We start from the raw sequence: 22871 nt of genomic DNA on the forward strand, positions 1-22871 counted from the left end.
TCGTGGCTCGTCATCTCTCGTAACGCCTCGCCGGAATTGCCCGTCGGACCGGGTGGTGAAACTGGTTCGGCGGTCCGGATAACTCCTGCTTTCAGTCCCTCAGAAGCCGACGCGGCGGACGTAGTCGAGGTCGCGGATCTCCACGAGCAGGTCGCCCGACAGGTCGGCGTCGGTGATCACGTACAGCTTCGGGTCGTCGGTGAACTCCGGGTCCTCGCTCAGCACCTGCCGGATCGAGACGTCGCGGTCGGCCAATATCCCCGTCACCTCGGCGACGATCCCGGCCTCGTCGGCGGCCGCGACCTCGATGGTGAGGACCGTCAGATCCAAGACCGGCGCGAGGTCCATCAGGCTCGGGACCGACGAGATGTTGGTGAAGATGCGCTTCAGCTCGGGGTCCGCCAGGATCGCGTCCGTCGTCGAGTCCACGACGCGGCGGTCGACGTCGAGCTCGCGCGCGATCCCGGTGTACGGGATCTCGATCCCGCCGGAGACGACCCGCCCCTCCTCGTTGACGGAGAAGCCGCGCTCCAAGAACAGCCGGATCACCGCCTGCTGGCTGGGTGACCCCTCGAACTTCTCGAGGATCTCGTCGAACATTCGTCTCCCGATGCTCGCCGCGCGCTGTTAAATTGGCGGGTGCGTCGCGAGCGGCGGCGTCGCCGTTCGCGACCGCTGCCGCCCGGGACCACTTCCGCCGCGCCACCCGACTCCTTTTAGCCGACGCCGCCGAACCCCGCCCCGTGTCAGAGTCGCCGCACCTGCGGTTCTTCCCGTACGAGGAGCCGTACCCGAACCAGCGCGAGGCGATGGACAGGGTCGCCAACGCGTTAGACCGGGGGCAGGACGTGCTGTTCGAGGGCGCGCCCGGCACGGGGAAGACGCTCTCAGCGCTCGTGCCCGCGCTCGAACACGCCCGCGAGCACGACCGCACGGTCGTCATCACGACCAACGTCCACCAGCAGATGCGGCAGTTCGTCGAGGACGCCCGCGCGATCACCCGCGAGGAGCCCATCCGCGCGGTCGTTTTTAAAGGAAAGTCGTCGATGTGCCACATCGACGTCGACTATCAGGAGTGTCAGACCCTCCGGGACACCACCCGCGAGGTGGTCGAGACGGAGAGCGAGGTCCGGGAGCTGGAGTCGCGCCAGCGCGAGCTGCTCGCCGAGAGCCGCGAGGGCGACGCGAGCGCCGCGGAGGCCCGGGAGGCGATCATGGACGAGCTCGACGAGCTGGAGGGCGAGCTCGACGAGTACGAGGCCGCGAACGTCTGCGAACACTACCGCAACAACCTCACCCGCGACACCGACGAGTTCTTCTCGTGGCTCTTCGACGACGTCCGGACCCCCGACGACGTGTACGCGTACGCCGACGAGCGCGAGCTGTGCGGCTACGAGCTGCTGAAGGAGGGAATGGAGGGCGTCGACCTCGTCGTCTGCAACTACCACCACCTGCTCGACCCGAACATCCGCGAGCAGTTCTTCCGGTGGATCGACCGCGACCCGAGCGAGATAGTCACCGTCTTCGACGAGGCGCACAACATCGAGGACGCCGCGCGCGACCACGCCACCCGGACGCTGACCGAGAACACCCTCGACGCCGCGCTCGACGAGCTGGCCGACAGCGACGACTCCCGCGCGGAGCCCGCCGAGAACGTCCTCCGCGCCTTCCGCGACGCCCTCGTCGAGACGTACGAGGACGCGCTCGGGTTCGGCGGCTCGGAGTCGGTGACCGAGAGCTGGGAGGACGTCTCGATCGCCAACGACGACCGGCGCGACGACCTCACGCTGGCGTTCCTCCGCAACTACGAGGGACGGGGGATCGACACCGAAACCGAGCTCGCCGTGCAGCTCGGGCAGGCGATAGACGAGGAGTACGAGCGCCGCTACCGCGACGGGGAGGCGACGACCCGCTCGGAGTCGCAGACGCTCGCGGCCGCCCGGTTCGTCGCGACGTGGATGGACGAGGGCGCCGAGTTCGGCCAGTACCCGGTGGTCTCCGTCCGGCGCGACGCCGGCACCGACGAGGTGTACGGCCGGGCGGAGCTGTACACCTGTATCCCGCGGAACGTCACGAGCGAGCTGTTCGACGAGGTGGCCGCCTCCGTCCTGATGAGCGCGACGCTGCGCCCGTTCGACGTGACCGAGGACGTGCTGGGGTTAGCGGACGTCGCGTCGATGGCCTACGAGATGGGCTACCCCGAGGGGAACCGCCGGACCTTCGCCGCCGACGTGCCGCCGCTGTTCGCCTCCGACCGCAACGACCCGGAGACGCAGGAAGCGGTGTCGTCGCTGCTCCGCGGCGCGATCCGGTTCACGCCCGGCAACACGCTCGCCTTCTTCCCCTCGTACGCCGAGGCCGAGCGCTACCACGAACGGCTCGCCGGCCCGAGCGGCGGAAGCGGCCCGAGCGGCGGGTCGGCCGCCGGCGGCGACGCCGACCTCGGCCCGATCCACCTCGACGGTCCGGGCGTCGACGAGGAGCGGCTCCGCAGCGAGTTCGTCGAGAGCGACGGCGCCGCGCTGTTCACCTCGCTGTGGGGGACGCTCGGGGAGGGGGTGAGCTTCGACGGCGACGACGCCCGCACGGTCGTCGTCGTGGGCGTCCCGTACCCGCACCTCTCGGACCGAACCGAAGCGGTTCAGGACGCCTACGACCGCGCGTTCGCGGACCGCGACCGCTCCCGCGACCCGGGGTGGACCTACGCCGTCGAGATCCCGACGATACGCAAGACCCGGCAGGCGCTCGGCCGGGTGATCCGCGGCCCCGACGACTTCGGCGTCCGGATCCTCGCGGACCGCCGCTACACGACCGCCGACATGGGGAAGTACTCGGTCCGCTCCGCCTTCCCGCCCGAGGAGCGCGAGGAACTGCTCGACGTCGACCCCGAGAAGCTGAAGTTCGCGATGCTGAATTTCTACCAAGATCACGACGCCTACGACGGACCGCCGCCGTCGCCGTGAGGCGACCGGGAGCAGGAGCCGCCGCCGTCCCCGACCCTACCCCGGCATCGACGCGAGCAGGATCGAGGCCACGAGCAGGAGCCCGCTGAGCAGCGTCGTGACCACGGCGTGGATCAGCGTCATCACCGCCACGGCCCGCCGGGGCTGCTCGTAGCTCCACCAGAACATCACCCCGTCGACGAGGAGCGCGGCGGGGAGGATGAGCGCCCCGGAGAGTTCGAACGCGTTCCCGACGACGCTTATCACCGCGGGCAGCGGGCCGATGTAGAGGGCGCGCCGCGGGTCGACGTCGCCGAGGACGTTCCGGGCCGCGATGTGCGCGGTGAGAGAGAGGAACAGCGCCAACAGGACGGTCGTCCCGAGCACGGAGACCGGCGTCACCGTCTGTAAGAGCATGGTCGGGCTACGGGACGAGGGGTAAAAGTGGCCGCGGAACGCGCCGACGGTGTCGCATCCGCGTCGAGGCCGCGGCGTTCTCCCGTCCGATGCGGTCCGCTTCGGTCCGCGGGGTCACTCTAACAGTCCGAGCCCGTTCAGCTCCTCGACGATCACGTCGACGGCGGCCGCCGCGTCGTCGGGGGTCGTGCCCCCGGTGACGACCACCTTGCCGCTGCCGAACAGAAGCGCGACGACCTCCGGCTCGTCGAGCCGGTAGACGAGCCCGGGGAACTGCTCCGGCTCGTACTCGATGTGTTCCAACCCGAGGCCGATCGCGATCGCGTTCAGGTTCAGGCTCTCGCCGAGGTCGGCCGAGGTGACGATGTTCTGGACCGTTACCTCCGGGTCCTCGATGGGGATCTGGAGCGCGCGGAGCTCCTCGAAGACGATGTCGAGGCTCTCGTGGACCGCCTCGATCGAGTTCGCGCCCGTACAGACGATCTTCCCGGAGCGGAAGATCAGGGCGGCCGATTTCGGGTCCGTGGTTCGGTAGACGAGTCCGGGGAACTGCTCGGGGTCGTAGTCGGCGCCCTCGAGGTCCATCGCGACGCTCTGGAGATCGAGCTCCTGTCCGATCCCCGTGGAAGCGACGACGTTCTCTACGGTGATCGTCTCCTTCGGGTCGGCCGTCATTACCTCTATTCTCGCCCGAACGCCGTAAAAAGGTGGCTGGTCGGAACCGCCACCCTATTCCCCTCGCCGCGCGGAGCCGTCGGCGTGTACTGGCTCGAACTCGCCGGCGAGACCGACGCCTTCGCCGCCCGGGAGGCCGCCACCGCCGCGGCCGGCGTCGACCTCCTCGCGCCCGGGATCGCGCGGGCCGGCGGGATCGACCCCGCCCGCGTTCGCCGGCTCGCGTACACCCGCGCCGCCCACGAGGCGATAGCGCGGACGGACGCCGACGTCGCCGCCGCGACCGCCGCGCTCCGGGCCGCGTCGCTCGACCGCTCCGGGAGCGTCGCGGTCCGCGCCCGCGACGTCCGGGCCACGTCCGGCGTCTCGACGGCGGCGGCCGAGCGCGAGCTCGGCGGCGTCCTCGTCGACCGCGGGTTCGACGTCGACCTCGACGACCCCGACCACGTCCTCCGCGCGCTGTTCGCGGCCGGCCCGCGCGCCGAACACGACGCCGTGGCCGGCGCGGACGGCGGCGACGCGGACGTCTGCGCGCTCGGGTGGGTCGCGGTCGAGGCCGCCCGCGACTTCGCGCCCGACCCCACCGACCGCCCCTTCTTCCAGCCGGGGAGCATGGCCCCGGCGGACGCCCGCGCCTACGCCAACCTCGCGGGCGCGGCCCCCGGGCGGACCCTGCTCGACCCGATGTGCGGCACCGGCGGGCTTCCCCTCGAAGCGGGGCTCGTCGGCGCGGACGTCGTCGCCTGCGACGCGCAGGCGAAGATGGTCCGCGGCGCGCGTCGGAACTTCCGCGAGTACCTGGACGGGGACGCCGCCGACTCGGGGCGCGACGACCCCGGCACCGACGGGTCCCCCGACTGGCACGTCGCGCGCGGCGACGCGACCGCGCTCCCGCTCGCGGACGACGCGGTCGACGGCGTCGCGTTCGACGCCCCGTACGGCCGGCAGTCGAAGATCGCCCGCCACGAGCTCGCGGACCTGGTCGCGGGCGCGCTCGACGAGGCCGCCCGGGTCGCGCCGCGCGCGGTGCTCGTCGCCGACCGCGACTGGCGCGCCCCCGCCCGCGACGCCGGGTGGACCGTCGACGCGGCGTTCGAGCGCCGCGTCCACCGGTCGCTGACGCGCCACGTGTTGGTGTTGCGCCGCGGGGACGCGGCGGGGAGCGGAGGGGTCGCGGCCGGTCTCTCGGCGGACCGAGAGTGAACGAGCGATCGGCGGAATCGCTCTCATCGGCGGCTCGCGCGACAAGTTTCAGTTTCGCTTCGCCGCCGGGCAACGGTTAAGTGCGCGGCCTCTCGTGGTACTCGCATGACCGGGGACGCCGGGGACATGCTCTCGTGGGACGAGTCCGTGTTCCGCGACGAGTCGGTGTTCGAGATCGACCACGTCCCCGAGACGTTCCGCCACCGGGAGAGCCAGTTGGAGAACCTGAAGTACGCGCTCCGCCCCGCGGTCCGCGGCTCCCGTCCCCTCAACACGATGGTCCGCGGCCCGCCCGGAACCGGGAAGACCACCGCGGTCCAGAAGCTGTTCGGCGAGCTCGGCGCTCGGACCGAGGTGCGGACGGTGCGGGTCAACTGTCAGGTCGATTCGACGCGCTACGCGGTGTTCTCCCGGCTGTTCGAGGGTATCTTCGAGTACGAGCCCCCGTCGTCGGGCATCTCCTTCAAGAAGCTGTTCGGCCAGATCACCGACCGGCTCGTCGAGGAGGACGAGGTCTTGGTCGTCGCCCTCGACGACGTGAACTACCTCTTCTACGAGAACGAGGCGTCCGACACGCTGTACTCGCTGCTCCGCGCGCACGAGGCGCACTCCGGCGCGAAGATCGGCGTGATCGTCGTCTCCTCGGACCTCGGACTCGACGTGATCGACGACCTCGACACCCGGGTCCAGTCCGTCTTCCGGCCCGAGGAGGTGTACTTCCCCGTCTACGACGCGACCGAGATATACGACATCCTCGCCGAGCGCGCCAAGCGCGGCTTCCACGAGGGGGTCATCGGCGACGCCGAGTTGGAGCGCGTCGCGGACCTCACCGCCGACAGCGGCGACCTCCGGGTCGGGATCGACCTCCTGCGCCGGGCCGGACTCAACGCCGAGATGCGCGCCTCGAAGACGATATCGGAAGATGACGTCGAGGAGGCGTACGACAAGTCGAAGCACGTCCACCTCTCGCGGTCGCTCCGCGGCCTCTCGGAGTCCGAGCGCGACCTCGTCCGCGTCCTCGCCGAACACGACGGCGAGCGCGCCGGGGCGGTGTACGACGCGTTCAACGACGAGACCGACCTCGGCTACACCCGCTACTCGGAGATCATCAACAAGCTCGACCAGCTCGGCGTGATCGACGCGGAGTACGCCGAGGTCGACGGCCGCGGCCGCTCCCGAGAGCTCACCTTAGCGTACGACGCCGAGGCCGTGTTAGACCGGTTGGAGTGAGGGGTCCCGCGCGGGTCCGCGCTCTCGCACCCCCGCGTCGCCCGCCGACGCCTTTTCAACGCCGCCGTACGCAGTCGACCGCATGAAGACGAGCGGCGGGAGCGACGCGGCGAAGCGACGCGCCGGCGAGTCGGCGGCCGCGGCGGTGAGCGGCGGGGACGTCGTCGGCCTCGGAACGGGGTCGACGGCGGCGCACGCGGTCCGACGCCTCGGCGACCGGGTCGACGCCGGCCTCGACATTCGGGGCGTCCCGACCTCCTTCGCGAGCCGCGAACTCGCGGTCGAAGAGGGAATCCCGTGCCTCGACCTCCCGGAGGCGGTCGGCCCGGACGGGCCCGGGATCGACGTCGCCATCGACGGCGCGGATCAGGTGGCGACGGGCGTCGAGGCGTCGGACGCCGGGGGCGGCGGGGCGGACGACCCCGTCACCGGCGGCGCACTGATAAAAGGCGGCGGCGCGGCCCACGCTCGCGAGAAGCTCGTCGACGCCGCGGCCGACCGCTTCCTCGTGGTCGCCGACTCCTCGAAGGAGTCGCCGCGGCTGGACCGGTCGGTCCCGGTCGAGGTGCTCCCCGCGGGGCGGACCGCGGTCGCCGCGGCGGTCCGCGACGCGGGCGGCGAGCCGACGCTGCGGCGCGCGGAGCGGAAGGACGGCCCCGTCGTGACCGACAACGGGAACCTCGTGCTCGACTGCGCGTTCGGCGAGATCGCCGATCCGGCCGCCCTGTCGGCGACGCTGTCCGCGGTTCCGGGCGCCGTCGAACATGGCCTCTTCGTCGGACTCGCGGACGAGATCCACGTCGGCACGGAGTCGGGCGTCCGTGTCGACGAGGTCTGATATTGAGGAGGGTTGAAACCGTCGAAAAGCGTCGGAACGACCGACAGCGCGGCCGCTCGGCGGACAGCGTCCAAATAAAATGGAACGGAAACGAGTTCCGTCTTAGAGGTCGCGCGGCTGGACCGTCTTCCGGTCGTTGGCCTCGGCGCGGCGCGCGGCGTCTTCGAGCAGCTCGTCCACTTCGTCGTCCAGCGCGTCGTAGAAGTCCGAAGCGACGTTCTTGTCGTCCAGGGCTTCCTTGACGGCCGCTTTGACAATGAGGTCTGCCATGCGATCGGGCCTACCCGGCGATGGTTAATAAGAGTTCCTGAATTCGCCCGCGAGGGGCGCCGTGAAGCCGGTTCGCGGGGGGCTGCGAACACAGTCACTTATAAATCTTGTGAGATTATCGTCGCCGCTCCGGACCGAACGCGCTCCGGACCGCCCTCGACACCGCCTCGGACTCGCCTCGATCGGACCGCGTCCCCCGTCGCGTGACGCTCGCGGGTGCGCTCCGGCCTGCGATTCGGCTTCGCGCGCGGCGCTCGCCCGCGGCGAACCGACAGGTTCGACCGGCTCCCCCGCCGACGGTCCGCCATGCGAGAGACGTTAGCGGCGCTCGAAGCGGGCGATATCGGCGTCGAGGAGGCGGAATCACGGCTCGCGGGCTACGCGACCACGGACGCGGGGCGGTTCGACGCCGCCCGCGAGCGGCGACGCGGGATCCCCGAGGCGATCCTCGCGGAGGGGAAGACGCCCGCGGAGGTCGCCGCGCTGGCGACGACGGCGCTCGAAACGACGGGACGGGCGCTGGTGACGCGTGCCGACGAGGCGACGGCGGCGGCGGTCGCGTCGGCGGTCGGCGACGGCGACCCGGACGCGACGGTCGACCGCGACGACCGCACGGGGTCCGTCGTCGCGCACGCCGCCGACTTCGAGCCCCCGTCGCTCGACGCCGCGGTCGCGGTCGTCGCGGCCGGCACCGCGGACGCGCCGGTCGCCGGCGAGGCGGCGGTCGTCGCCCGCGAGATCGGGGCGACGGTCGACCGGGTCGACGACGTCGGCGTCGCCAACCTCGACCGAATCTTAGATCAGGTCGACCGGATCCGCGAGGCCGACGTCGTCGTGGTCGCGGCCGGCCGCGAGGGCGCCCTGCCGACGGTCGTCGCCGGCCTCGTCGACGCGCCCGTGATCGCCCTCCCGGTCTCGACCGGCTACGGGGTCGGCGGCGAGGGGGTCGCGGCGCTTTCGGGGGCACTCCAGTCGTGTTCCGTGCTCACGACCGTCAACGTCGACGCCGGGTTCGTCGCCGGCGCGCAGGCCGGCCTGATCGCCCGCGCGGTCGACGCGGCCCGGGCCGAGTGAGGCGAGCGCGACCCGGCCGAGTGACCGGATCGGAACTCGCCGAACGCTCCGTTCGACGGATCGACCCGAAGGCGCGAATACCGGCAGTCGACGGGCCCGAGAAAGGGTATTAGTTCGTCGAGTCCGTATGGTAGTTGCCGACGCACGTCGGCATCACATGCCACGCTGTGACCACTGCGGGTCGCACGTCTCGGACCGCTTCGCGCGCGTCTTCGCGGACGAGCGCGGCGACCTGAACGCGTGCCCGAAGTGCTCCGCGAACGCGGGCATCGCCGAGGTGTCTCGCGAGCGGACGCGAACCGGGGACTGACCGGCGAAACGCCGATCGGAGACCGAGCGCACGGAGAGCGGCCGCTCCGTCTCGACCCCGCTTCGGGCACATCCGTACCCACTTTGCGCTCGGACTCGGACGGCCGCCCGTGGCCGACAACTACGTGTACGTGATCGAGTGCGCCGACGGCACCCTCTACACCGGGTACACGACGGACGTCGAGCGGCGCGTCGCCGAACACGACGCCGGGGAGGGCGCGAAGTACACCCGCGGTCGGACGCCGGTGACGCTGCGCCACGTCGAGTCGTTCGACTCGAAGTCGGCGGCGATGTCGAGAGAGTACGCGATCAAGTCGCTGTCGCGCGCCGAGAAGGAGCAGCTGATCGACGGCGACGGCGGTTCCGACGAGGCTTAAGCCTCGACCTCACTCCACGAGCCGTTCGATCTCCGTGACGAGGATGCCGGTCGCGCCGACCGAGCGAAGCTCCGAGATGGTCTCGAACACGTCGCGCTCGTCGACGACGGCGTGGACCGCGACCATCCCGTTGCCGTTCTCGTCGGCCTCGACGTCCATCACGGTCGGGCCGCCGAGCCCCGGGATCACGTCCTTTACCTCGTCGAGCCGAGCCTTGGGCGCGTTCATCATCAGGTAGCGGCGACCGTCCGCGGCGAGGACGGACTCGAAGGCGGTCACCACCTGCTCGACCTTCGCGTCGTCGACCACGTCGGGGCGCGCGAACAGCCGGACGGAGGAGGCGAGCACGTCGTCGATCACGGCCAATCGGTTCACCTTCAGCGTCGTCCCCGTCGAGGTGATGTCGACGATGGCGTCGGCCATGTCGACGTGCGGCGTGAGTTCGGTCGCGCCCGTCACGGTGACCACGTCGGCGTCGACGCCCACGCGATCGAGGTAGTCGCGGGTGACGTTCGGAAACTCGGTCGCGATCGTCCGCCCCCCGAGGTCCTCGACGGCCGCCACGTCGCCGTCCTCCGGCGCCGCGAGGACGAGCTTACACGAGCCGTAGCCTAAATCGAGCAGGTCGACGAGGTCGCCGTCGGCGGCGGCCGCGGCGTCGTCCGCGACGCCGCCCGACTCGGCCGCCTGATCGAGGCCGGTGACGCCGAGGTCGGCGGCGCCGTCGCGGACGTACTCGGGGATGTCGGCCGCCCGCGCGAACAGCACCGTCACGTCCTCGTCGACGGTGTCGGCGTACAGCTGGCGGTCGGCGGTCTCCTCGACGTGGAGCCCGGCGCGCTCCAACAGCGAGAGCGTCGGCTCGTGTAGGCGGCCCTTGTTGGGGACGGCGATGCGCATACGCCACGACTCGCGGGGACAGGGGGAAACGTTTTCGTCCGGGGAGCGGCGCGGGTGTCGACGCGAGACCGTTTATAAACAAACGCGGTGGCGCGTGCCTGTGAGCGCCCGGAGGGCGCGAACAGCACCGCGCGAGGGAGTCGGTCGCCGAGCGAAGCGACGGCGACCGACGAGGCTGGGGAGGCGTGAGGTGCGGTGCCGTGCGGGGGCGGGACCCAAAGGGGCAGTCGCGAGGGCACAGTAGGCGACGTAAGCACCGCAGGGAGCGAACGGAGTGAGCGACCGAGGAGCGCAACGAGCGTACTGTGCCCTCGCGGCTGGGGCTTTGGCGGTGTTCGCTGCCGAGCCGCTGTCAGCTGTTTATAAGCGAGCGGCTGGGGCTTTGGCGGTGTTCGCTGCCGAGCCGCTGTCAGCTGTTTATAAGCGAGCGGCTGGGGCTTTGGCGGTGTTCGCCCCCCGATCCGTCACTAACCGCTTATAAATGAGCGGCTGGGGATTTGGAGATGTCCGCCGCCGATCTACAGTCGATCATTTATAGACGAGTCGCCGGTCGCGTCAAACCTTCTTCTGACCACCCAGTACGCGACGGGGAGACAGCCGGCGAACGCGACCGGCCAGACGGTCAGCTGCGAGGTCGGATCGGGCGGCGAGACGAGGCTCCCGACGACCAGTCCCGCGAATCCGGCGACGACGACAATCGCGGTGGCCCGCTCCCACTTGGACGCCGGATACCGGCGGGAGCGCCCGCGGCGCCACCACAGCAGGTAGTAGGCCAGTACGATCCCCGAAACCGGGGCGAGCACGCCCCAGATTCCCGGATGGTCGCTTCCGCGGGCGTGGGCGTCGAAGTTGACCCACGCGCCGACCGCGACCCAGACGAACAGGACGAGGGCCGCGCCGAACGCGACGGCCGGTGTGAGGAGGGACACGGATCTGCGTTCGGCCCGATCGGTAATCGGTCTTCCCCCGCACGGAAACGTCCGCGTGGGGCCGGTTTCGTCGCCGCCAGCCACGTAGCCGCGCCGCTCAAGTGCCTCGCCGCCCAACGACGCGTATCGTGAGCGACGCCGACTCCCCCCTCTCGGAGGACCGCCCGACCGTCGACCGCCCGCTCCGCGTCGACGCCCCGTTCGAGCCCGCGGGCGACCAGCCCGAGGCGATCGAGGGGCTCGTCGAGGGGTTCGAGTCGGGCGCCGACAAGCAGACCCTCCTCGGCGTCACCGGGTCCGGGAAGACGAACACCGTCTCGTGGGTCGCCGAGGAGCTCGACCAGCCGACGCTCGTTCTCGCCCACAACAAGACGCTCGCGGCCCAGCTGTACGAGGAGTTCCGCGAGCTGTTCCCGGACAACGCCGTCGAGTACTTCGTCTCCTACTACGACTACTACCAGCCGGAGGCGTACGTCGAGCAGACGGACACGTTCATCGACAAGGAGATGTCGATCAACGAGGAGATCGACCGCCTGCGCCACTCCGCGACGCGGTCGCTGTTGACCCGCGACGACGTGATCGTGGTTGCCTCCGTCTCGGCCATCTACGGGCTCGGCGATCCGCAGAACTACCGCGACATGGCGCTGCGCCTCGAGGTCGGCGAGCAGATCGGCCGCGAGGAGCTGCTCACCCGGCTCGTCGACCTGAACTACGAGCGCAACGACGTGGACTTCACGCAGGGCACCTTCCGCGTGCGCGGCGACACCGTCGAGATCTACCCGATGTACGGGCGCTACGCGGTGCGCGTCGAGCTGTGGGGCGACGAGATCGACCGGATGATCAAGGTCGACCCGATGCACGGCGAGGTCGTGAGCGAGGAGCCCGCCGTCATGCTCCACCCGGCGGAGCACTACTCGATCCCGGACGACAAGCTCGAACAGGCGGTCGCCGAGATCGAGGACCTGATGGAGAAACGCGTGGGCTACTTCGAGCGGCAGGGCGACCTCGTCGCCGCCCAGCGCATCGAGGAGCGCACCACCTTCGACATCGAGATGCTTCGCGAGGCCGGCTACTGCTCGGGGATCGAGAACTACTCGGTCCACATGGACGACCGCGAGTCCGGCGACGCCCCGTACACGCTGCTCGACTACTTCCCCGACGACTTCCTCACCGTCGTCGACGAGTCACACCAGACGATCCCCCAGATCAAAGGGCAGTACGAGGGCGACAAGTCGCGGAAGGACTCGCTGGTCGAGAACGGGTTCCGGCTCCCGACGGCCTACGACAACCGCCCGCTCACCTTCGAGGAGTTCGAGGAGAAGACGGACCGCACGCTCTACGTCTCGGCGACGCCGGGCGACTACGAGCGCGAGACCTCCGACCGGATCGTCGAGCAGATCGTCCGCCCGACCCACCTCGTCGACCCGAAGGTGGAGGTGACGGGCGCGACGGGGCAGGTCGACGACCTCCTCGAACGCGTCGACGACCGGATCGAGCGCGACGAGCGCGTCCTCGTCACCACCCTCACGAAGCGGATGGCCGAGGACCTCACGGAATACCTCGAGGAGGCCGGCGTCGACGTGGCGTACATGCACGACGAGACGGATACCCTCGAACGCCACGAGATCATCCGCGACCTCCGCCTCGGCAACATCGACGTGCTCGTCGGAATTAACCTGCTGCGCGAGGGACTCGACATCCCGGAGGTCTCCCTCGTCGCCATCCTCGACGCCGACCAGGAGGGGTTCCTCCGCTCCACCACGACCCTCGTCCAGACGATGGGGCGGGCCGCGCGCAACGTCAACGGCGAGGTCGTCCTCTACGCCGACGAAACCACCGACTCGATGGAGGAAGCCATCGAGGAGACCCAGCGCCGCCGCGAGATCCAGCTGGAGTACAACGAGGAACACGGCTACGAGGCGACCACCATCGACAAGCCGGTCAGCGAGACGAACCTCCCCGGGTCGAAGACGGACACCTCGAGCGTGAGCGTGGGCGACGTGGAGAGCGAGGACGAGGCGAAAGCGCAGATCGAGGCGCTCGAGGAACGGATGGACGAGGCGGCGAGCAACCTGGAGTTCGAGTTAGCGGCGGACATCCGCGACCGGATCGCGGAGCTCCGGCGCGCCTTCGAGATCGACGCGGACGACGCGGGCGTCCCCGCGCCCGCGATGGAGGAGTAGCGGCCGGAGCGCCCGAGCGGCGACCCCGACCACCGCTCCGATTCTCAGTCCGCGTCACCGTGACGGCGGGGTTTTTACGTCGGTGCGTCACACACCCGGCCGTGTACCGTCGCGCGGTCGTGGCCGGCGCGCTCGCCGTCGCCACCGCCGGGTGCGTCGACCGACTCCACGACGTCGCCGCCTCGACGCCGGGCGACCTCGGCGTGCGGAGCCGATACGTCGACGGCAACCCGATGGTCGACGAGCGCAGCGTCCTCGCGCGCCCCGAGGAGCTGCTGACGCACGCGGCCTCCTTCCGCTCCGCCGACGCGGCCCGGGGCGCGCTCACGCCCGACGCGACCGAGTCCCGCGAGTTCGTCGAGCGCACCGACTTCGTCGACGACGGCGGGGACGCGATCCTCGTGATCGCCCAGCGGCTCACCGCCGACGAGGTCCGCCTCCGCCTCGGCGGGATCAGCCGCACGGGCGACCGCTCGCTCCGGATCGCCGTCGACCAGTCCGGCGTCCGCGGCGAGATCGAGACGGACGAGCCGGTCGTCAAGACGCTCCTGTTGCGGCTCACCGACGAGCGCGGCCCGCCGGAGCGAGCGATCGTCGTCGTCGGCGACGGGCGCGCCGGGATCACGATCTGACCGCCGGGATCGCTTGCCCCGCCGACCGCGACTCCGTCCCGCGATCGTTTTGTGATCGGAACGCCTCCGGGCGACCATGTCACTCCGCAGTCGGCTCCTCGGGTCGGCCCTCCTCGTCGTCGGCGTCGCGGCGCTCGGTCTCGCCGGAACGGTCGCGCCCGGGTTCGTCCCCTCGCCGTCGTCGGCAGAGGGAATCGCCTTCGTCACCCCTTCGCCCGTCTCGTTCCTCGCCGCCCCCGCGCTCCTCGCGGCCGGGTCGGTCCTGCTCGTCGGCGGCGCGGCCGCCGCGGGCGGCACCGAGCGCTCCGCGCGCGCCGCGCTGGTCGCGCCCGCGCTCGGCGCCGCCGCCGCGTTCGCGTTCGGCGTCGGTCTCGTCCTCGCACCCGCGTCGGTCCCCGAAACGGCGACGAATCCAGCGGCGCACGCGGCTCTCATCGGGCGGGGCAGCGGAATCGCCGCCGGCGCCGTCGTCGGTGCGGCCCTGGCGCCGGTGGTTCAGGCGGCGATCACGGAGGACACCGTCGCGCTCCTCGCCGGCGCCGTCCTGTTACTGGCGGCGATCGCGTCGGGATCGTCCCTCCCCCTCTCGCTGGTCGCCGGCGGCGTCGGCGGCGCGGTCGCCGTCGGCCTCCTCTGGGCGGTCGACCCCGAGCGCTGGCGGCCCTGAGTTCGGGCCCCGTTCGGCCGTCCCGCGGTCAGTTCCCGGGCCGCTCGCTTTCCGTCTCCAACTCAATGTCGCGGTCGGCCTCGCGGGTCGCCGCCTCCTGTTTGGCGAGGTCGACGTTGTCCGAGTCCCGGGTCTCGTCGGTCCGGAGGTCGCTGTCGGCCACCGTGTCGAGCTGTTCGAGCGCGCTCTCGATGTCCTCCAACCCGAGCAGCTTCTCCGTCTCCTCGTCGAACTCCTTGCCCTCGAGCCCCTCCATCTGCTGGACGTCGGAGCCGGAGAGTGCCTTGCCGTAGCGGCCGACGAGGCTGGTGAGTTCCTGCGGGAGGACGAACGTCGTGGACTCGCCTTTCCCGATCTCTTCGAGGGTCTCCATGCCCCGCTCGATGATGGCGCGCTCGCCCATCGATTCCGCGGAGCGCGCGCGGAGGACGGTGGAGATGGCGTCCCCCTGCGCTTCGAGGATCTGGCTCTGCTTCTCCCCCTGCGCGCGGATGATGTTGGACTGCTTGTCACCCTCGGCCTGCTCGACCGCGGAGCGGCGTTCCCCCTGCGCTTCGAGGATCATCGCGCGGCGGCGACGCTCCGCGCCGGTCTGTTGCTCCATCGCGCGCTGGACCTCTTGGGAGGGGCTCACCTCGCGGACCTCGACGGCCTCGACGCGGATCCCCCACTCGTCGGTGGGCTCGTCGAGCTCCTCGTTGATCCGGTCGTTGATGAGCTCCCGCTGGGAGAGCGTGTCGTCGAGCTCCATGTCGCCGATGACCGCGCGGAGGGTCGTCTGCGCGAGGTTCGAGACGGCGTTCTTGTAGTCGTCGACTTCGAGGAACGCCTTCTTGGCGTCCATCACCTTGATGTAGACGACGGCGTCGGCGGTCACCGGCGAGTTGTCGCGGGTGATCGCCGACTGGCTCGGCACGTCGATCGTCTGCGTCCGCATGTCGAACGCGTACGTCCGCGAGACGAACGGCGGGATGAGGTGGACGCCCGGTTCGAGCAGCTTGCGGTACTCGCCGAAGACGGTGAGCGCCTCCTTGTCGTAGGCGTCGACGATCTCGACGGCGCTGACGACCGTGACGGCCGCGAGCAGCACCGCGAGCGCCGCGACGCCGTAGACGAGGCTCTGCCCGAGGAGGGCGACCCCGACGAGGAGGGCGACGCCGAGCGCGAGGTACTGCCAGATCCCGTCCGGGACCTCCGCCAGCAGCTCCTCCAGCTCGGCGGACTCGCCGCGCGGACCTTGTGTTCCCATACGTCGAATTACGGCCCGACGCTGTTAACCGTTGTCACGAGTTCGGGCCCGGGAGCCGCGTCGCGCCCCCGCCGCGGGCCGATCTCTGAGATACCGGAAACGCCCGCGTATGCCGGTCGGGTTTAACTACGCGGCGGCGGAAGACCGACGCATGCCATCCGACGAGGGGAACGACGGGCCGAAGTTCAGCACGCGAAGCGTTCACGCCGGCTCCGATCCGGACCCGGCCACCGGCGCCCGGGCGACGCCGATCTACCAGACGACCGCCTACCAGTTCGACGACGCCGACCACGCCGCGGATCTCTTCGCCTTAGAGGAGGCCGGCAACGTCTACTCCCGACTGATGAACCCGACCAACGCCGCCCTCGAGGAGCGGATCGCCTCGCTGGAGGGGGGCGTCGGCGCGGTCGCGACCGCCTCGGGCATGGCCGCGCTCGACGTGACGACGTTCCTGCTCGCCTCGGCGGGCGACAACATCGTCACGTCGTCGGCGCTGTACGGCGGCACCTACACCTACCTCACCCACTCCGTCGAGCGCCGCGGGGTCTCGACTCGCTTTGTCGACCCGCTCGACTACGAGGGGTACGCCGAGGCCATCGACGAGGACACCGCCTACGTCCACCTCGAAACGATCGGTAATCCGGCCCTCGTCACGCCCGACATCGAGCGGATCGCCGACATCGCGCACGACCACGGCGTCCCGCTGTTCGTCGACAACACGTTCGCGACGCCGTACCTCTGCCGGCCGCTCGAACACGGCGCCGACCTCGTCTGGGAGTCGACGACGAAGTGGCTCACGGGCAACGGCACCACCGTCGGCGGTGTCGTCGTCGACGGCGGCTCGTTCCCGTGGGCCGAGCACGCCGAGAAGTACCCCGAGATCGCGCAGGACAACCCCGCCTACCACGGGATCAACTTCGCGGAGCGCTTCGGTGACGCCGCGTTCACCTTCGCGGCGGTCACCCGCGGGCTACGCGACCTGGGCGACCAGCAGTCGCCGTTCGACGCGTGGAACACGCTCCAGCAGACGGAGTCGCTCCCGCTGCGCATGGACCGCCACTGCGAGAACGCGGGCGTCGTGGCCGAGTACCTCGACGATCACGACGATATCGCGTGGGTGAACTACCCCGGCTTAGAGAGTCACGAGACCCACGAGGAGGCCAGCGAGTACCTGGACGGAGGCTACGGCGGGATGCTCACCTTCGGGCTGGAGGCGGGCTACGAGGCCGCGCGGGCGACCGTCGAGGAGGCGGACCTCGCCTCGCTGGTCGCGAACGTCGGGGACGCGAAGACGCTCGTCATCCACCCGGCGTCGACGACCCACCAGCAGCTGACCGAGGAAGAACAGGAGGCCGCGGGCGTCACCGCCGACATGGTGCGCCTGTCCGTCGGCATCGAGGACCCCGCGGACATCGTCGCCGACCTAGAGGCCGCCATCGAGGCGGCGACCGCGTAAGCGCAATCCGCCCGTTTCCGACGGTTTTGTTCCGTTGGGATCCTCGGAGACTGATACAATCCTCGTGCGAGATACAGAGGGTGGAATCATCACGGAGAAGTACGTTATTTTCTCCATCTATGTCCTGAATCAGTCGATAGAACGTGCTTGCGAGTGTATCGGTTCAGGCGATCAGTTAGAATATTTTCAGAAATTCGGCAAGTCCGTATACGATAGCGATAGTCCCGAAAATGATGCCTACCGTACTCAGAAATTGGTTTCGTGGGACAACAGTCGTTTGAGCAACTACTAACAAGGCCATCAGGATGACCAATACAGCGAGAAGTCGCTCGGTACGGTCGGACATACAACCAGATTACCTGTGCTTGATGTGAATAGTTCGGTTCTTTTTCTCTACTGGGCGATCCGGAACAGTTGATTCCATAAGCGGTTCTGTGCGAGATCCGCGCTCTACATTTAGTACGCCTCGAAGAACATATCACCACTTGAGGGTTTCAACAGCGCCGACGGTCTCTCACGGAGCTACCGTCCTCCGGACTTACTCCTCGAACCCCTCTTCCCACTGGAACGTCCCGTTCCGCTGGACGACCTCGCCGTCGACCTCCATCCGGGAGTCGGCGCTCACGTCGGAGATCATGTCGACGTGGACCGCGCTGTCGTTGCCGGACTCGCCCTCCGGCAGGCAGGCGTCGTAGGCGCGGCCGACCGCGAGGTGGACGGTGTCGCCCATCTTCTCGTCGAAGAGGATCGAGTCGGTGAACCGGTCGATGCCGCGGTTCATCCCGATACCGAGCTCGCCCAACCGCCGCGCGCCCTCGTCGGTGTCGAGGATGTCGGCGAGCGCGTCCTCGCCCGCCTCCGCCGAGAAGTCGACGACCTCGCCGCCCTCGAACGCGAGGTGGACGTTCCGGACGCGCGTCGCGTCGATGGTCATCGGCACGTCGAAGAAGACCTCGCCCTCCGTGTCGTAGGGGGCGGTGAACACCTCACCAGAGGGGAGGTTGTGGGAGTCGTACGCGACGGAGGCGGCGGAGTTGACCGCGGTCCGGTCCGCGATCGACATCGTCACGTCGGTGTCGGGCGCGCCGTCGCGCTCGGTGACGATCCGGACCTCGTCGCCGTCGTCGAGGACGTCTTTCATCTGTGCCATCTCCTCGGCGAGCGACTCCCAGTCGCGGAGGACGGCGTCGTACACGAAGTCCTGGTACTCCTCGTAGGCCATCCCCGCCTGCTGGGCGAGGGAGCGGGTCGGGTGGACCGTCGACACCCAGTCGGTGTCCATCCGCGCCTCGCGGACGCCCTGCCGGGCCTTCGCGTACGCCTGCCGCGTCGGGCGGTCGACGTCCGCGGACGCGGTGGTGTTTCGCCCGCCCCCGATCCGGAGGTAGGCGTCGGCCGCCTCGAAGACCGCGCGCTCGACGGCGGGGTCGTCGTCGAAGTCGTCGGCGTCGACGTCGACGTCGGTCCCGGCCTCGACGCCTTTTAAATAGGCGCGGGAGACCTCGCTCGACCCGTACAGCGTCGTGACGTTCGCCCCGCGCTCGCCGAGCGCCTCTGCGACCGCGACACCCAACTCGTGAGCGTCCTCCGCGACGCTGACGACGACGTCGTTGCCGGCCTCGACCCGCGCGCTCCAGTCGACGAGCACCTCGGCGTGCTCGCGTACGCGTTCGTCCATTACGCTGTGTGTGTTCGGGGAAGCGTAAATCGATGCCGGGACGACGAGTACTGTTCGAGCGTCTCGGGAAGTTACTCTTCGGTCGAACTGTCGTACATCGCTTCGAACGCCGCTTCGCCGCGGATCAGTTCGTCGACGCCGCTCGTGAGCGTTACCTCGCCGAACACCGTCGCTCGGTAGTACGTGTAGAGGCCGTCCGCTCCTCGCTCGGTGTGTTGGCACTTTTCGACGAGGCCGACGTCGACCAGTTTGTTGAGGTGGTAGTGGAGGGTACTGTCGTCGACCTCGATAGCGTCCTCCAGTTCTTTGGGGCTCATGTCGTCGCTGTGGACGAGTCGATAGAGAATTTCGTACCTGGTGCGGTGTCCGACCGCTGCGTGCATCGCCAGGTACTCGTCGAGGCTGAGGACGCTGTCCTCGGGCAGCAGGTCTTCGGGATCCTCCGGGAATCCTGCGCCGGCGGGCTGCGAGTGATTCGTCGCCATCGTAGTGTTTCGTACGAGGGAGGGATGCTTAGGCTCTTTTAAGCCAAAGTTTCTCAAAAAAGCCGTCTTTTAAATACTGACGGAAGATCATCGGTGAAGACCGCCAAAGCCCCAGCCGTGAGGCCGGCGTACGCTCGCTGCGTTCCTCAGTCGGTCGCTAGCGCTCCCTCCTTGCGGTACTTGCGTCGCCTACGCCGGCCTCACGGCTGCCCCTTTGAGTCCCACCCCGCACAGCACAGCGCCTCACACCTCCCCAGCCTCGTCGCTCGCGCTTAAAAGCGCTCGCGACTCCCTCGCGCGTGCGACTCGCAGCCTGCCGGCTGCTCGTCGGCACACGCCGCCGCTGTTATTTAAATAGTCTCGTCGGAATACGACGAGGCCGTCACTCGGACTCCCGATGGACGGTCGCGAGGAGCCCGACCGCGAGCAGCGCGACGCCGACGAGCCCGCTGCCGACCTTCGCCAGCCCGGCAAGCGGGGTTCGGTCCAGGCGCTCGCGCGAGTACCCGCCGAGGACCCTGTACGACTCCCCGTCGACGCGCAGGTTGTCGACTCCGGCGAGCCGGTTCGCGCAGTTCGCGTCGCCGAGGGCCCACTCTCCGGAGGCTGACGCGCGTTCGAACAGGAGGTCGACGGACTCGGGAGCGATCCGGTACCCTCGGATCGAGACGTTGTTGCCGTCCGCGAGGGCGACCGCGGCGTCGGCGCACCGCGCGCGGAGGTCGGTTGCGTTCACGACTTGGTGTTGGTCGAGTCCCGGTCCCGGGTAGAACGTCGCCCGCCAGCCGACGACGCTCACGTCCGCGATCAGGAAACCGAGCAGGAGGGCGCCCGGGACGGCGAGGAGCCTGCGGTCCATCGCGCCGGGCAGGTAGATCCGAGCGAAATATATGCCTTGTGCGGGTCGCGCGCCGTTACTCCAAGTCGAGCAGCGTCGCGATCTCGTCGAGGTACTCGTCGTACACACCGACCGCGGACTCGATCGGGTCGGGCGAGGCCATGTCGATGCCGGCGAGTTCGACCACGTCGAGCGGGTACTCTGAGCCGCCGGCCTTCAGCATCTCGCGGTAGTCGGCGGCGGCGTCTTCGCCCTCGTCGAGGATGCGCTCGACGATGGCGGCCGCGGCGGAGATGCCGGTCGCGTACTGGTAGACGTAGAAGTCGTAGTAGAAGTGGGGGATGCGCTGCCACTCGCGCTCGATGCCGCCCGTCAGCTCGGCGGGCGCGTAGTAGTCGCCCTTCAGGTCGCCGTACATCTCGTCGAACGCGTCGGGCGTGAGCGCGTCGCCGGCCTCCACGCGCTCGTGAATCTGCTGTTCGAACGTCGCGAACATCGTCTGTCGGAAGAGGGTCGAGCGGAAGCGTTCGAGGTATTCGTCGAGGACGTGGGTGCGCAGCTCGTCGTCCTCGACCGTGTCGAGCAGGTGGTGGGTGAGCAGGGTCTCGTTGACGGTGGAGGCGATCTCCGCGACGAAGATCTCGTAGCTCGCGTCGTGCCACGGCTGGGCGTCGCCCGCCAGCTCCGAGTGCATCGAGTGGCCCAGCTCGTGGGCCAGCGTGTACATCGAGGCGATGTCGTCCTGGTAGTTCATCATGATGTACGGCTGGGTGTCGTACGTGCCCGAGGAGAACGCGCCCGAGCGCTTCCCGCGGTTCTCGTACACGTCGACCCACCGCGAGTCGAGCCCCTCGGCCAGTCGGTCCTGATAGGCGTCGCCCAGCGGCGCGACCGCCTCGATCACCCACTCGCGGGCCTGCTCGTACTCCACGTCGGGGCCCTGGTCGCCCGTCAGCGACATGTAGAGGTCGTGGCTCTGTAGCTGGTCGACGCCGAGCGCCTGCTCCTTCAGCTCCGCGTGGCGGTGGAGCACGTCGAGGTTGTCGTCGACCGACTCGACGAGGGTGTCGTACACCTCGACCGGGACGTTCGAGTCGTCGAGCGCGGCGGCGCGCGCCGAGTCGTAGTCGCGGATCTCGGCGCTCGTGACGTGCTCGCGGACGGCTTTCTCTAAGGAGGTGCCGACCGTGTTGCGCACGTCCGCCCACTCGTCGTAGAACGTCTCGTGGACGCGCTCGCGGAACTCGCGGTCCGGGTTCGTCTGGAGCTTGGTGAAGTTCGACTGCGTGATCTCCACCTCCTCCCCGTCGGGGTCCTCGACGACGCCGTAGGTCATGTCGGCGTTCGTCAGCATCGAGTAGATCTCGCTCGGCGCGTCGGTGACCTCCGAGAGGTCCGCCAGCACCTCCTCGACCTCGCTCGACCGCGTGTGCGGCTTCTTCCGGAGGACGTCGTCGAGGTAGTGCTCGTACTCGGCGAGGGCGGGCTCGTCGTCGAGGTAGGCCTCGACGTCCGACTCGGTGAGCGACTGGATCTCCGGTTCGAGGTACGAGACCGCGCTCGACGCCTCGGAGCCCAGCGACGACGCCCGCGCGGACATCGCCTGGTACTCCTGGTTCCGCGTGTCTTCCGCGCTGCGCAGGCGGGCGTACGTCATCACCTGCTGGAGCTCGCGGAAGATCTCCTCGCGGAGTTCGAGCAGTTCGAGCAGAGTCGCGGCGTCCTCGGTCGCGCGCCCCTCGTAGGCGGCCAGTTCGTCGATCCGGTCGGAAACCGTCTCGTAGGCCGACTCCCACGCCTCGTCGTCGGCGTAGATGCCGTCGAGGTCCCACTTGTACTCGGCGTCGATCTCGGACCGCTCGGGAACCGAACTCATACCCATCTGGTCGGCCTCGCGCACACTAAGCCTTGGCAAACCCCGCGCGGCGGGCCGATAGGCGTGGGAACCGGCCGCAATCGATGCGTGTCAACGTGGCTCGTCTCGCCCGCGGCCGCTCCCCGCCTCCCCGTCGGCCCACGCCGCGAGGTCGACGACGAGCACGAGTGCGTCCTCGCCGTCGCGGTAGTAGCCGCCCACCCGCCGGATCGGCTCGAACCCCTCGTCGGCGTACAGTGACCGCGCGGGGTCGTTCCCCTCGCGCACCTCCAGGCGCGCGACCGCGACGCCGGTCGCGCGGAGCCGGGCCAGCGCCGACCGGAGGAGCGTCCGGCCGATCCCCTCGCCGCGGGCGTCGGGGTGGACGGCCAGGTCCTTGACGTGGCCGATGTCGCGGCCGTGGTTCGGCGTCCGGTCGGCGACGACGAACCCGACGACCGTGCCCGCCCGCTCCGCCACGAGGAACGCCGGCTCGTCGAGCAGCCGCTCGAAGGCGTCGTGCGGCCACGGGTCCGAGAAGCAGGCGCGCTCGATCCGGACCACCGCGAGGAGGTCGGCGCGTTCCGCCCGCCGGACCGCGACGTCGGGGACGCTCACGGGTCGGCTTGCGGGCCGCGGAGAATAAACGCCCCGGGTCGGCGGA

Annotated in this window: 23 protein-coding genes; 11 read left to right on the plus strand and 12 right to left on the minus strand. The window is 69.6% G+C overall.

Features of this window, described 5'->3' with window-relative positions:
- Positions 1 to 99: 99 nt before the first annotated feature.
- Positions 100 to 600, minus strand: a complete 501-nt coding sequence (locus tag DVK07_RS11340) for an amino acid-binding protein (RefSeq protein WP_121597168.1) — start codon at positions 598 to 600, stop codon at positions 100 to 102.
- Positions 601 to 743: 143 nt separating this feature from the next.
- On the opposite strand from DVK07_RS11340, the gene DVK07_RS11345 reads away from it, so the two are divergent.
- Positions 744 to 2963, plus strand: coding sequence for an ATP-dependent DNA helicase (locus DVK07_RS11345; protein WP_121597169.1), 2220 nt, complete (start codon positions 744 to 746; stop codon positions 2961 to 2963).
- Between the two features lie 36 nt (positions 2964 to 2999).
- Here DVK07_RS11345 and DVK07_RS11350 read toward each other — a convergent pair whose 3' ends face one another.
- Both DVK07_RS11350 and DVK07_RS11355 read right to left on the minus strand, forming a co-directional pair.
- Complete coding sequence (locus DVK07_RS11350) at positions 3000 to 3359, minus strand: hypothetical protein (RefSeq protein WP_121597170.1); 360 nt, start codon at positions 3357 to 3359, stop codon at positions 3000 to 3002.
- 114 nt (positions 3360 to 3473) lie between these two features.
- Positions 3474 to 4034, minus strand: coding sequence for a TATA-box-binding protein (locus DVK07_RS11355; protein WP_096394324.1), 561 nt, complete (start codon positions 4032 to 4034; stop codon positions 3474 to 3476).
- Between the two features lie 84 nt (positions 4035 to 4118).
- Between DVK07_RS11355 and DVK07_RS11360 the strand changes: the two genes are divergently transcribed.
- The 3 genes from DVK07_RS11360 to rpiA all read left to right on the plus strand — a co-directional run bounded on the left by DVK07_RS11360 (position 4119) and on the right by rpiA (position 7305).
- Positions 4119 to 5237 carry a TIGR01177 family methyltransferase gene (locus tag DVK07_RS11360; protein ID WP_121597171.1) on the plus strand — a complete coding sequence of 373 codons (1119 nt, stop codon included), beginning with the start codon at positions 4119 to 4121 and terminating at the stop codon, positions 5235 to 5237.
- A 105-nt stretch (positions 5238 to 5342) separates the two neighbouring features.
- Positions 5343 to 6467, plus strand: coding sequence for an ORC1-type DNA replication protein (locus DVK07_RS11365; RefSeq protein WP_121597172.1), 1125 nt, complete (start codon positions 5343 to 5345; stop codon positions 6465 to 6467).
- Positions 6468 to 6549: 82 nt separating this feature from the next.
- Positions 6550 to 7305 (plus strand): ribose-5-phosphate isomerase RpiA, encoded by a 756-nt coding sequence (gene rpiA / locus DVK07_RS11370; protein ID WP_121597173.1) that lies wholly within the window; start codon positions 6550 to 6552, stop codon positions 7303 to 7305.
- Between the two features lie 102 nt (positions 7306 to 7407).
- On the opposite strand, the gene DVK07_RS11375 is transcribed toward rpiA, so the two are convergent.
- On the minus strand, positions 7408 to 7575 hold the full coding sequence (locus DVK07_RS11375; RefSeq protein ID WP_004047560.1) for a DUF1931 family protein: 168 nt from the start codon (positions 7573 to 7575) through the stop codon (positions 7408 to 7410).
- A 306-nt stretch (positions 7576 to 7881) separates the two neighbouring features.
- On the opposite strand from DVK07_RS11375, the gene larB reads away from it, so the two are divergent.
- The 3 genes from larB to DVK07_RS11385 all read left to right on the plus strand — a co-directional run bounded on the left by larB (position 7882) and on the right by DVK07_RS11385 (position 9335).
- Complete coding sequence (gene larB, locus DVK07_RS11380) at positions 7882 to 8649, plus strand: nickel pincer cofactor biosynthesis protein LarB (RefSeq protein ID WP_121597174.1); 768 nt, start codon at positions 7882 to 7884, stop codon at positions 8647 to 8649.
- Positions 8650 to 8806: 157 nt separating this feature from the next.
- Positions 8807 to 8959: a hypothetical protein gene (locus DVK07_RS23310; RefSeq protein ID WP_008440770.1), complete on the plus strand. Its 153-nt coding sequence runs from the start codon at positions 8807 to 8809 to the stop codon at positions 8957 to 8959.
- Between the two features lie 109 nt (positions 8960 to 9068).
- The gene (locus tag DVK07_RS11385; RefSeq protein WP_121597175.1) at positions 9069 to 9335 is read left to right on the plus strand and encodes a GIY-YIG nuclease family protein; all 267 of its coding nucleotides are present in this window, start codon (positions 9069 to 9071) and stop codon (positions 9333 to 9335) included.
- Positions 9336 to 9344: 9 nt separating this feature from the next.
- Here the strand turns inward: DVK07_RS11385 and hisG are convergent, their stop codons facing one another.
- Positions 9345 to 10235 (minus strand): ATP phosphoribosyltransferase, encoded by an 891-nt coding sequence (hisG, locus tag DVK07_RS11390; protein WP_121597176.1) that lies wholly within the window; start codon positions 10233 to 10235, stop codon positions 9345 to 9347.
- A gap of 518 nt (positions 10236 to 10753) precedes the next feature.
- Positions 10754 to 11164: a hypothetical protein gene (locus DVK07_RS11400; RefSeq protein WP_121597178.1), complete on the minus strand. Its 411-nt coding sequence runs from the start codon at positions 11162 to 11164 to the stop codon at positions 10754 to 10756.
- A gap of 128 nt (positions 11165 to 11292) precedes the next feature.
- Here DVK07_RS11400 and uvrB point away from each other — a divergent pair, with 128 nt between their 5' ends.
- From uvrB to DVK07_RS11415, 3 genes are all read left to right on the plus strand, one after another.
- Complete coding sequence (gene uvrB, locus DVK07_RS11405) at positions 11293 to 13347, plus strand: excinuclease ABC subunit UvrB (RefSeq protein ID WP_121597179.1); 2055 nt, start codon at positions 11293 to 11295, stop codon at positions 13345 to 13347.
- Between the two features lie 101 nt (positions 13348 to 13448).
- Positions 13449 to 13979 carry a hypothetical protein gene (locus tag DVK07_RS11410; RefSeq protein ID WP_121597180.1) on the plus strand — a complete coding sequence of 177 codons (531 nt, stop codon included), beginning with the start codon at positions 13449 to 13451 and terminating at the stop codon, positions 13977 to 13979.
- Between the two features lie 76 nt (positions 13980 to 14055).
- Entirely contained in the window at positions 14056 to 14646 is a 591-nt protein-coding gene (locus DVK07_RS11415) for a hypothetical protein (protein WP_121597181.1), read from the plus strand.
- A 28-nt stretch (positions 14647 to 14674) separates the two neighbouring features.
- On the opposite strand, the gene DVK07_RS11420 is transcribed toward DVK07_RS11415, so the two are convergent.
- Positions 14675 to 15895 (minus strand): SPFH domain-containing protein, encoded by a 1221-nt coding sequence (locus DVK07_RS11420; protein ID WP_121597182.1) that lies wholly within the window; start codon positions 15893 to 15895, stop codon positions 14675 to 14677.
- 151 nt (positions 15896 to 16046) lie between these two features.
- On the opposite strand from DVK07_RS11420, the gene DVK07_RS11425 reads away from it, so the two are divergent.
- The gene (locus tag DVK07_RS11425) at positions 16047 to 17351 is read left to right on the plus strand and encodes an O-acetylhomoserine aminocarboxypropyltransferase/cysteine synthase family protein (RefSeq protein WP_121597183.1); all 1305 of its coding nucleotides are present in this window, start codon (positions 16047 to 16049) and stop codon (positions 17349 to 17351) included.
- A 538-nt stretch (positions 17352 to 17889) separates the two neighbouring features.
- Here the strand turns inward: DVK07_RS11425 and DVK07_RS11430 are convergent.
- From DVK07_RS11430 to rimI, 5 genes are all read right to left on the minus strand, one after another.
- Positions 17890 to 19029: an aminopeptidase gene (locus DVK07_RS11430; RefSeq protein ID WP_121597184.1), complete on the minus strand. Its 1140-nt coding sequence runs from the start codon at positions 19027 to 19029 to the stop codon at positions 17890 to 17892.
- 71 nt (positions 19030 to 19100) lie between these two features.
- Entirely contained in the window at positions 19101 to 19514 is a 414-nt protein-coding gene (locus tag DVK07_RS11435) for a winged helix-turn-helix domain-containing protein (protein ID WP_121597185.1), read from the minus strand.
- A 382-nt stretch (positions 19515 to 19896) separates the two neighbouring features.
- A complete protein-coding gene (locus tag DVK07_RS11440) occupies positions 19897 to 20373 on the minus strand; it encodes a hypothetical protein (RefSeq protein WP_121597186.1) in 477 nt (158 codons plus the stop codon).
- Between the two features lie 55 nt (positions 20374 to 20428).
- The gene (gene pepF / locus DVK07_RS11445) at positions 20429 to 22228 is read right to left on the minus strand and encodes an oligoendopeptidase F (protein WP_121597187.1); all 1800 of its coding nucleotides are present in this window, start codon (positions 22226 to 22228) and stop codon (positions 20429 to 20431) included.
- A gap of 90 nt (positions 22229 to 22318) precedes the next feature.
- The gene (gene rimI / locus DVK07_RS11450) at positions 22319 to 22825 is read right to left on the minus strand and encodes a ribosomal protein S18-alanine N-acetyltransferase (RefSeq protein ID WP_121597188.1); all 507 of its coding nucleotides are present in this window, start codon (positions 22823 to 22825) and stop codon (positions 22319 to 22321) included.
- Between the last annotated feature and the right edge of the window lie 46 nt (positions 22826 to 22871).

Source organism: Halorubrum sp. Atlit-26R, from assembly GCF_003666015.1.
Lineage (GTDB): Archaea > Halobacteriota > Halobacteria > Halobacteriales > Haloferacaceae > Halorubrum.

Excerpts from the sequence above, each read along its gene's own strand:
- DVK07_RS11440 (WP_121597186.1), bottom strand. The coding sequence starts at position 20,373 with ATGGACCGCAGGCTCCTCGCCGTCCCGGGCGCCCTCCTGCTCGGTTTC.
- DVK07_RS11355 (WP_096394324.1), bottom strand. The coding sequence starts at position 4,034 with ATGACGGCCGACCCGAAGGAGACGATCACCGTAGAGAACGTCGTCGCT.
- rpiA (WP_121597173.1), top strand. The coding sequence starts at position 6,550 with ATGAAGACGAGCGGCGGGAGCGACGCGGCGAAGCGACGCGCCGGCGAG.
- DVK07_RS11415 (WP_121597181.1), top strand. The coding sequence starts at position 14,056 with ATGTCACTCCGCAGTCGGCTCCTCGGGTCGGCCCTCCTCGTCGTCGGC.
- larB (WP_121597174.1), top strand. The coding sequence starts at position 7,882 with ATGCGAGAGACGTTAGCGGCGCTCGAAGCGGGCGATATCGGCGTCGAG.
- DVK07_RS11340 (WP_121597168.1), bottom strand. The coding sequence starts at position 600 with ATGTTCGACGAGATCCTCGAGAAGTTCGAGGGGTCACCCAGCCAGCAG.
- DVK07_RS11350 (WP_121597170.1), bottom strand. The coding sequence starts at position 3,359 with ATGCTCTTACAGACGGTGACGCCGGTCTCCGTGCTCGGGACGACCGTC.
- DVK07_RS11375 (WP_004047560.1), bottom strand. The coding sequence starts at position 7,575 with ATGGCAGACCTCATTGTCAAAGCGGCCGTCAAGGAAGCCCTGGACGAC.
- DVK07_RS11420 (WP_121597182.1), bottom strand. The coding sequence starts at position 15,895 with ATGGGAACACAAGGTCCGCGCGGCGAGTCCGCCGAGCTGGAGGAGCTG.
- DVK07_RS11365 (WP_121597172.1), top strand. The coding sequence starts at position 5,343 with ATGACCGGGGACGCCGGGGACATGCTCTCGTGGGACGAGTCCGTGTTC.
- DVK07_RS23310 (WP_008440770.1), top strand. The coding sequence starts at position 8,807 with ATGCCACGCTGTGACCACTGCGGGTCGCACGTCTCGGACCGCTTCGCG.
- DVK07_RS11425 (WP_121597183.1), top strand. The coding sequence starts at position 16,047 with ATGCCATCCGACGAGGGGAACGACGGGCCGAAGTTCAGCACGCGAAGC.
- hisG (WP_121597176.1), bottom strand. The coding sequence starts at position 10,235 with ATGCGCATCGCCGTCCCCAACAAGGGCCGCCTACACGAGCCGACGCTC.
- DVK07_RS11435 (WP_121597185.1), bottom strand. The coding sequence starts at position 19,514 with ATGGCGACGAATCACTCGCAGCCCGCCGGCGCAGGATTCCCGGAGGAT.
- pepF (WP_121597187.1), bottom strand. The coding sequence starts at position 22,228 with ATGAGTTCGGTTCCCGAGCGGTCCGAGATCGACGCCGAGTACAAGTGG.
- DVK07_RS11430 (WP_121597184.1), bottom strand. The coding sequence starts at position 19,029 with ATGGACGAACGCGTACGCGAGCACGCCGAGGTGCTCGTCGACTGGAGC.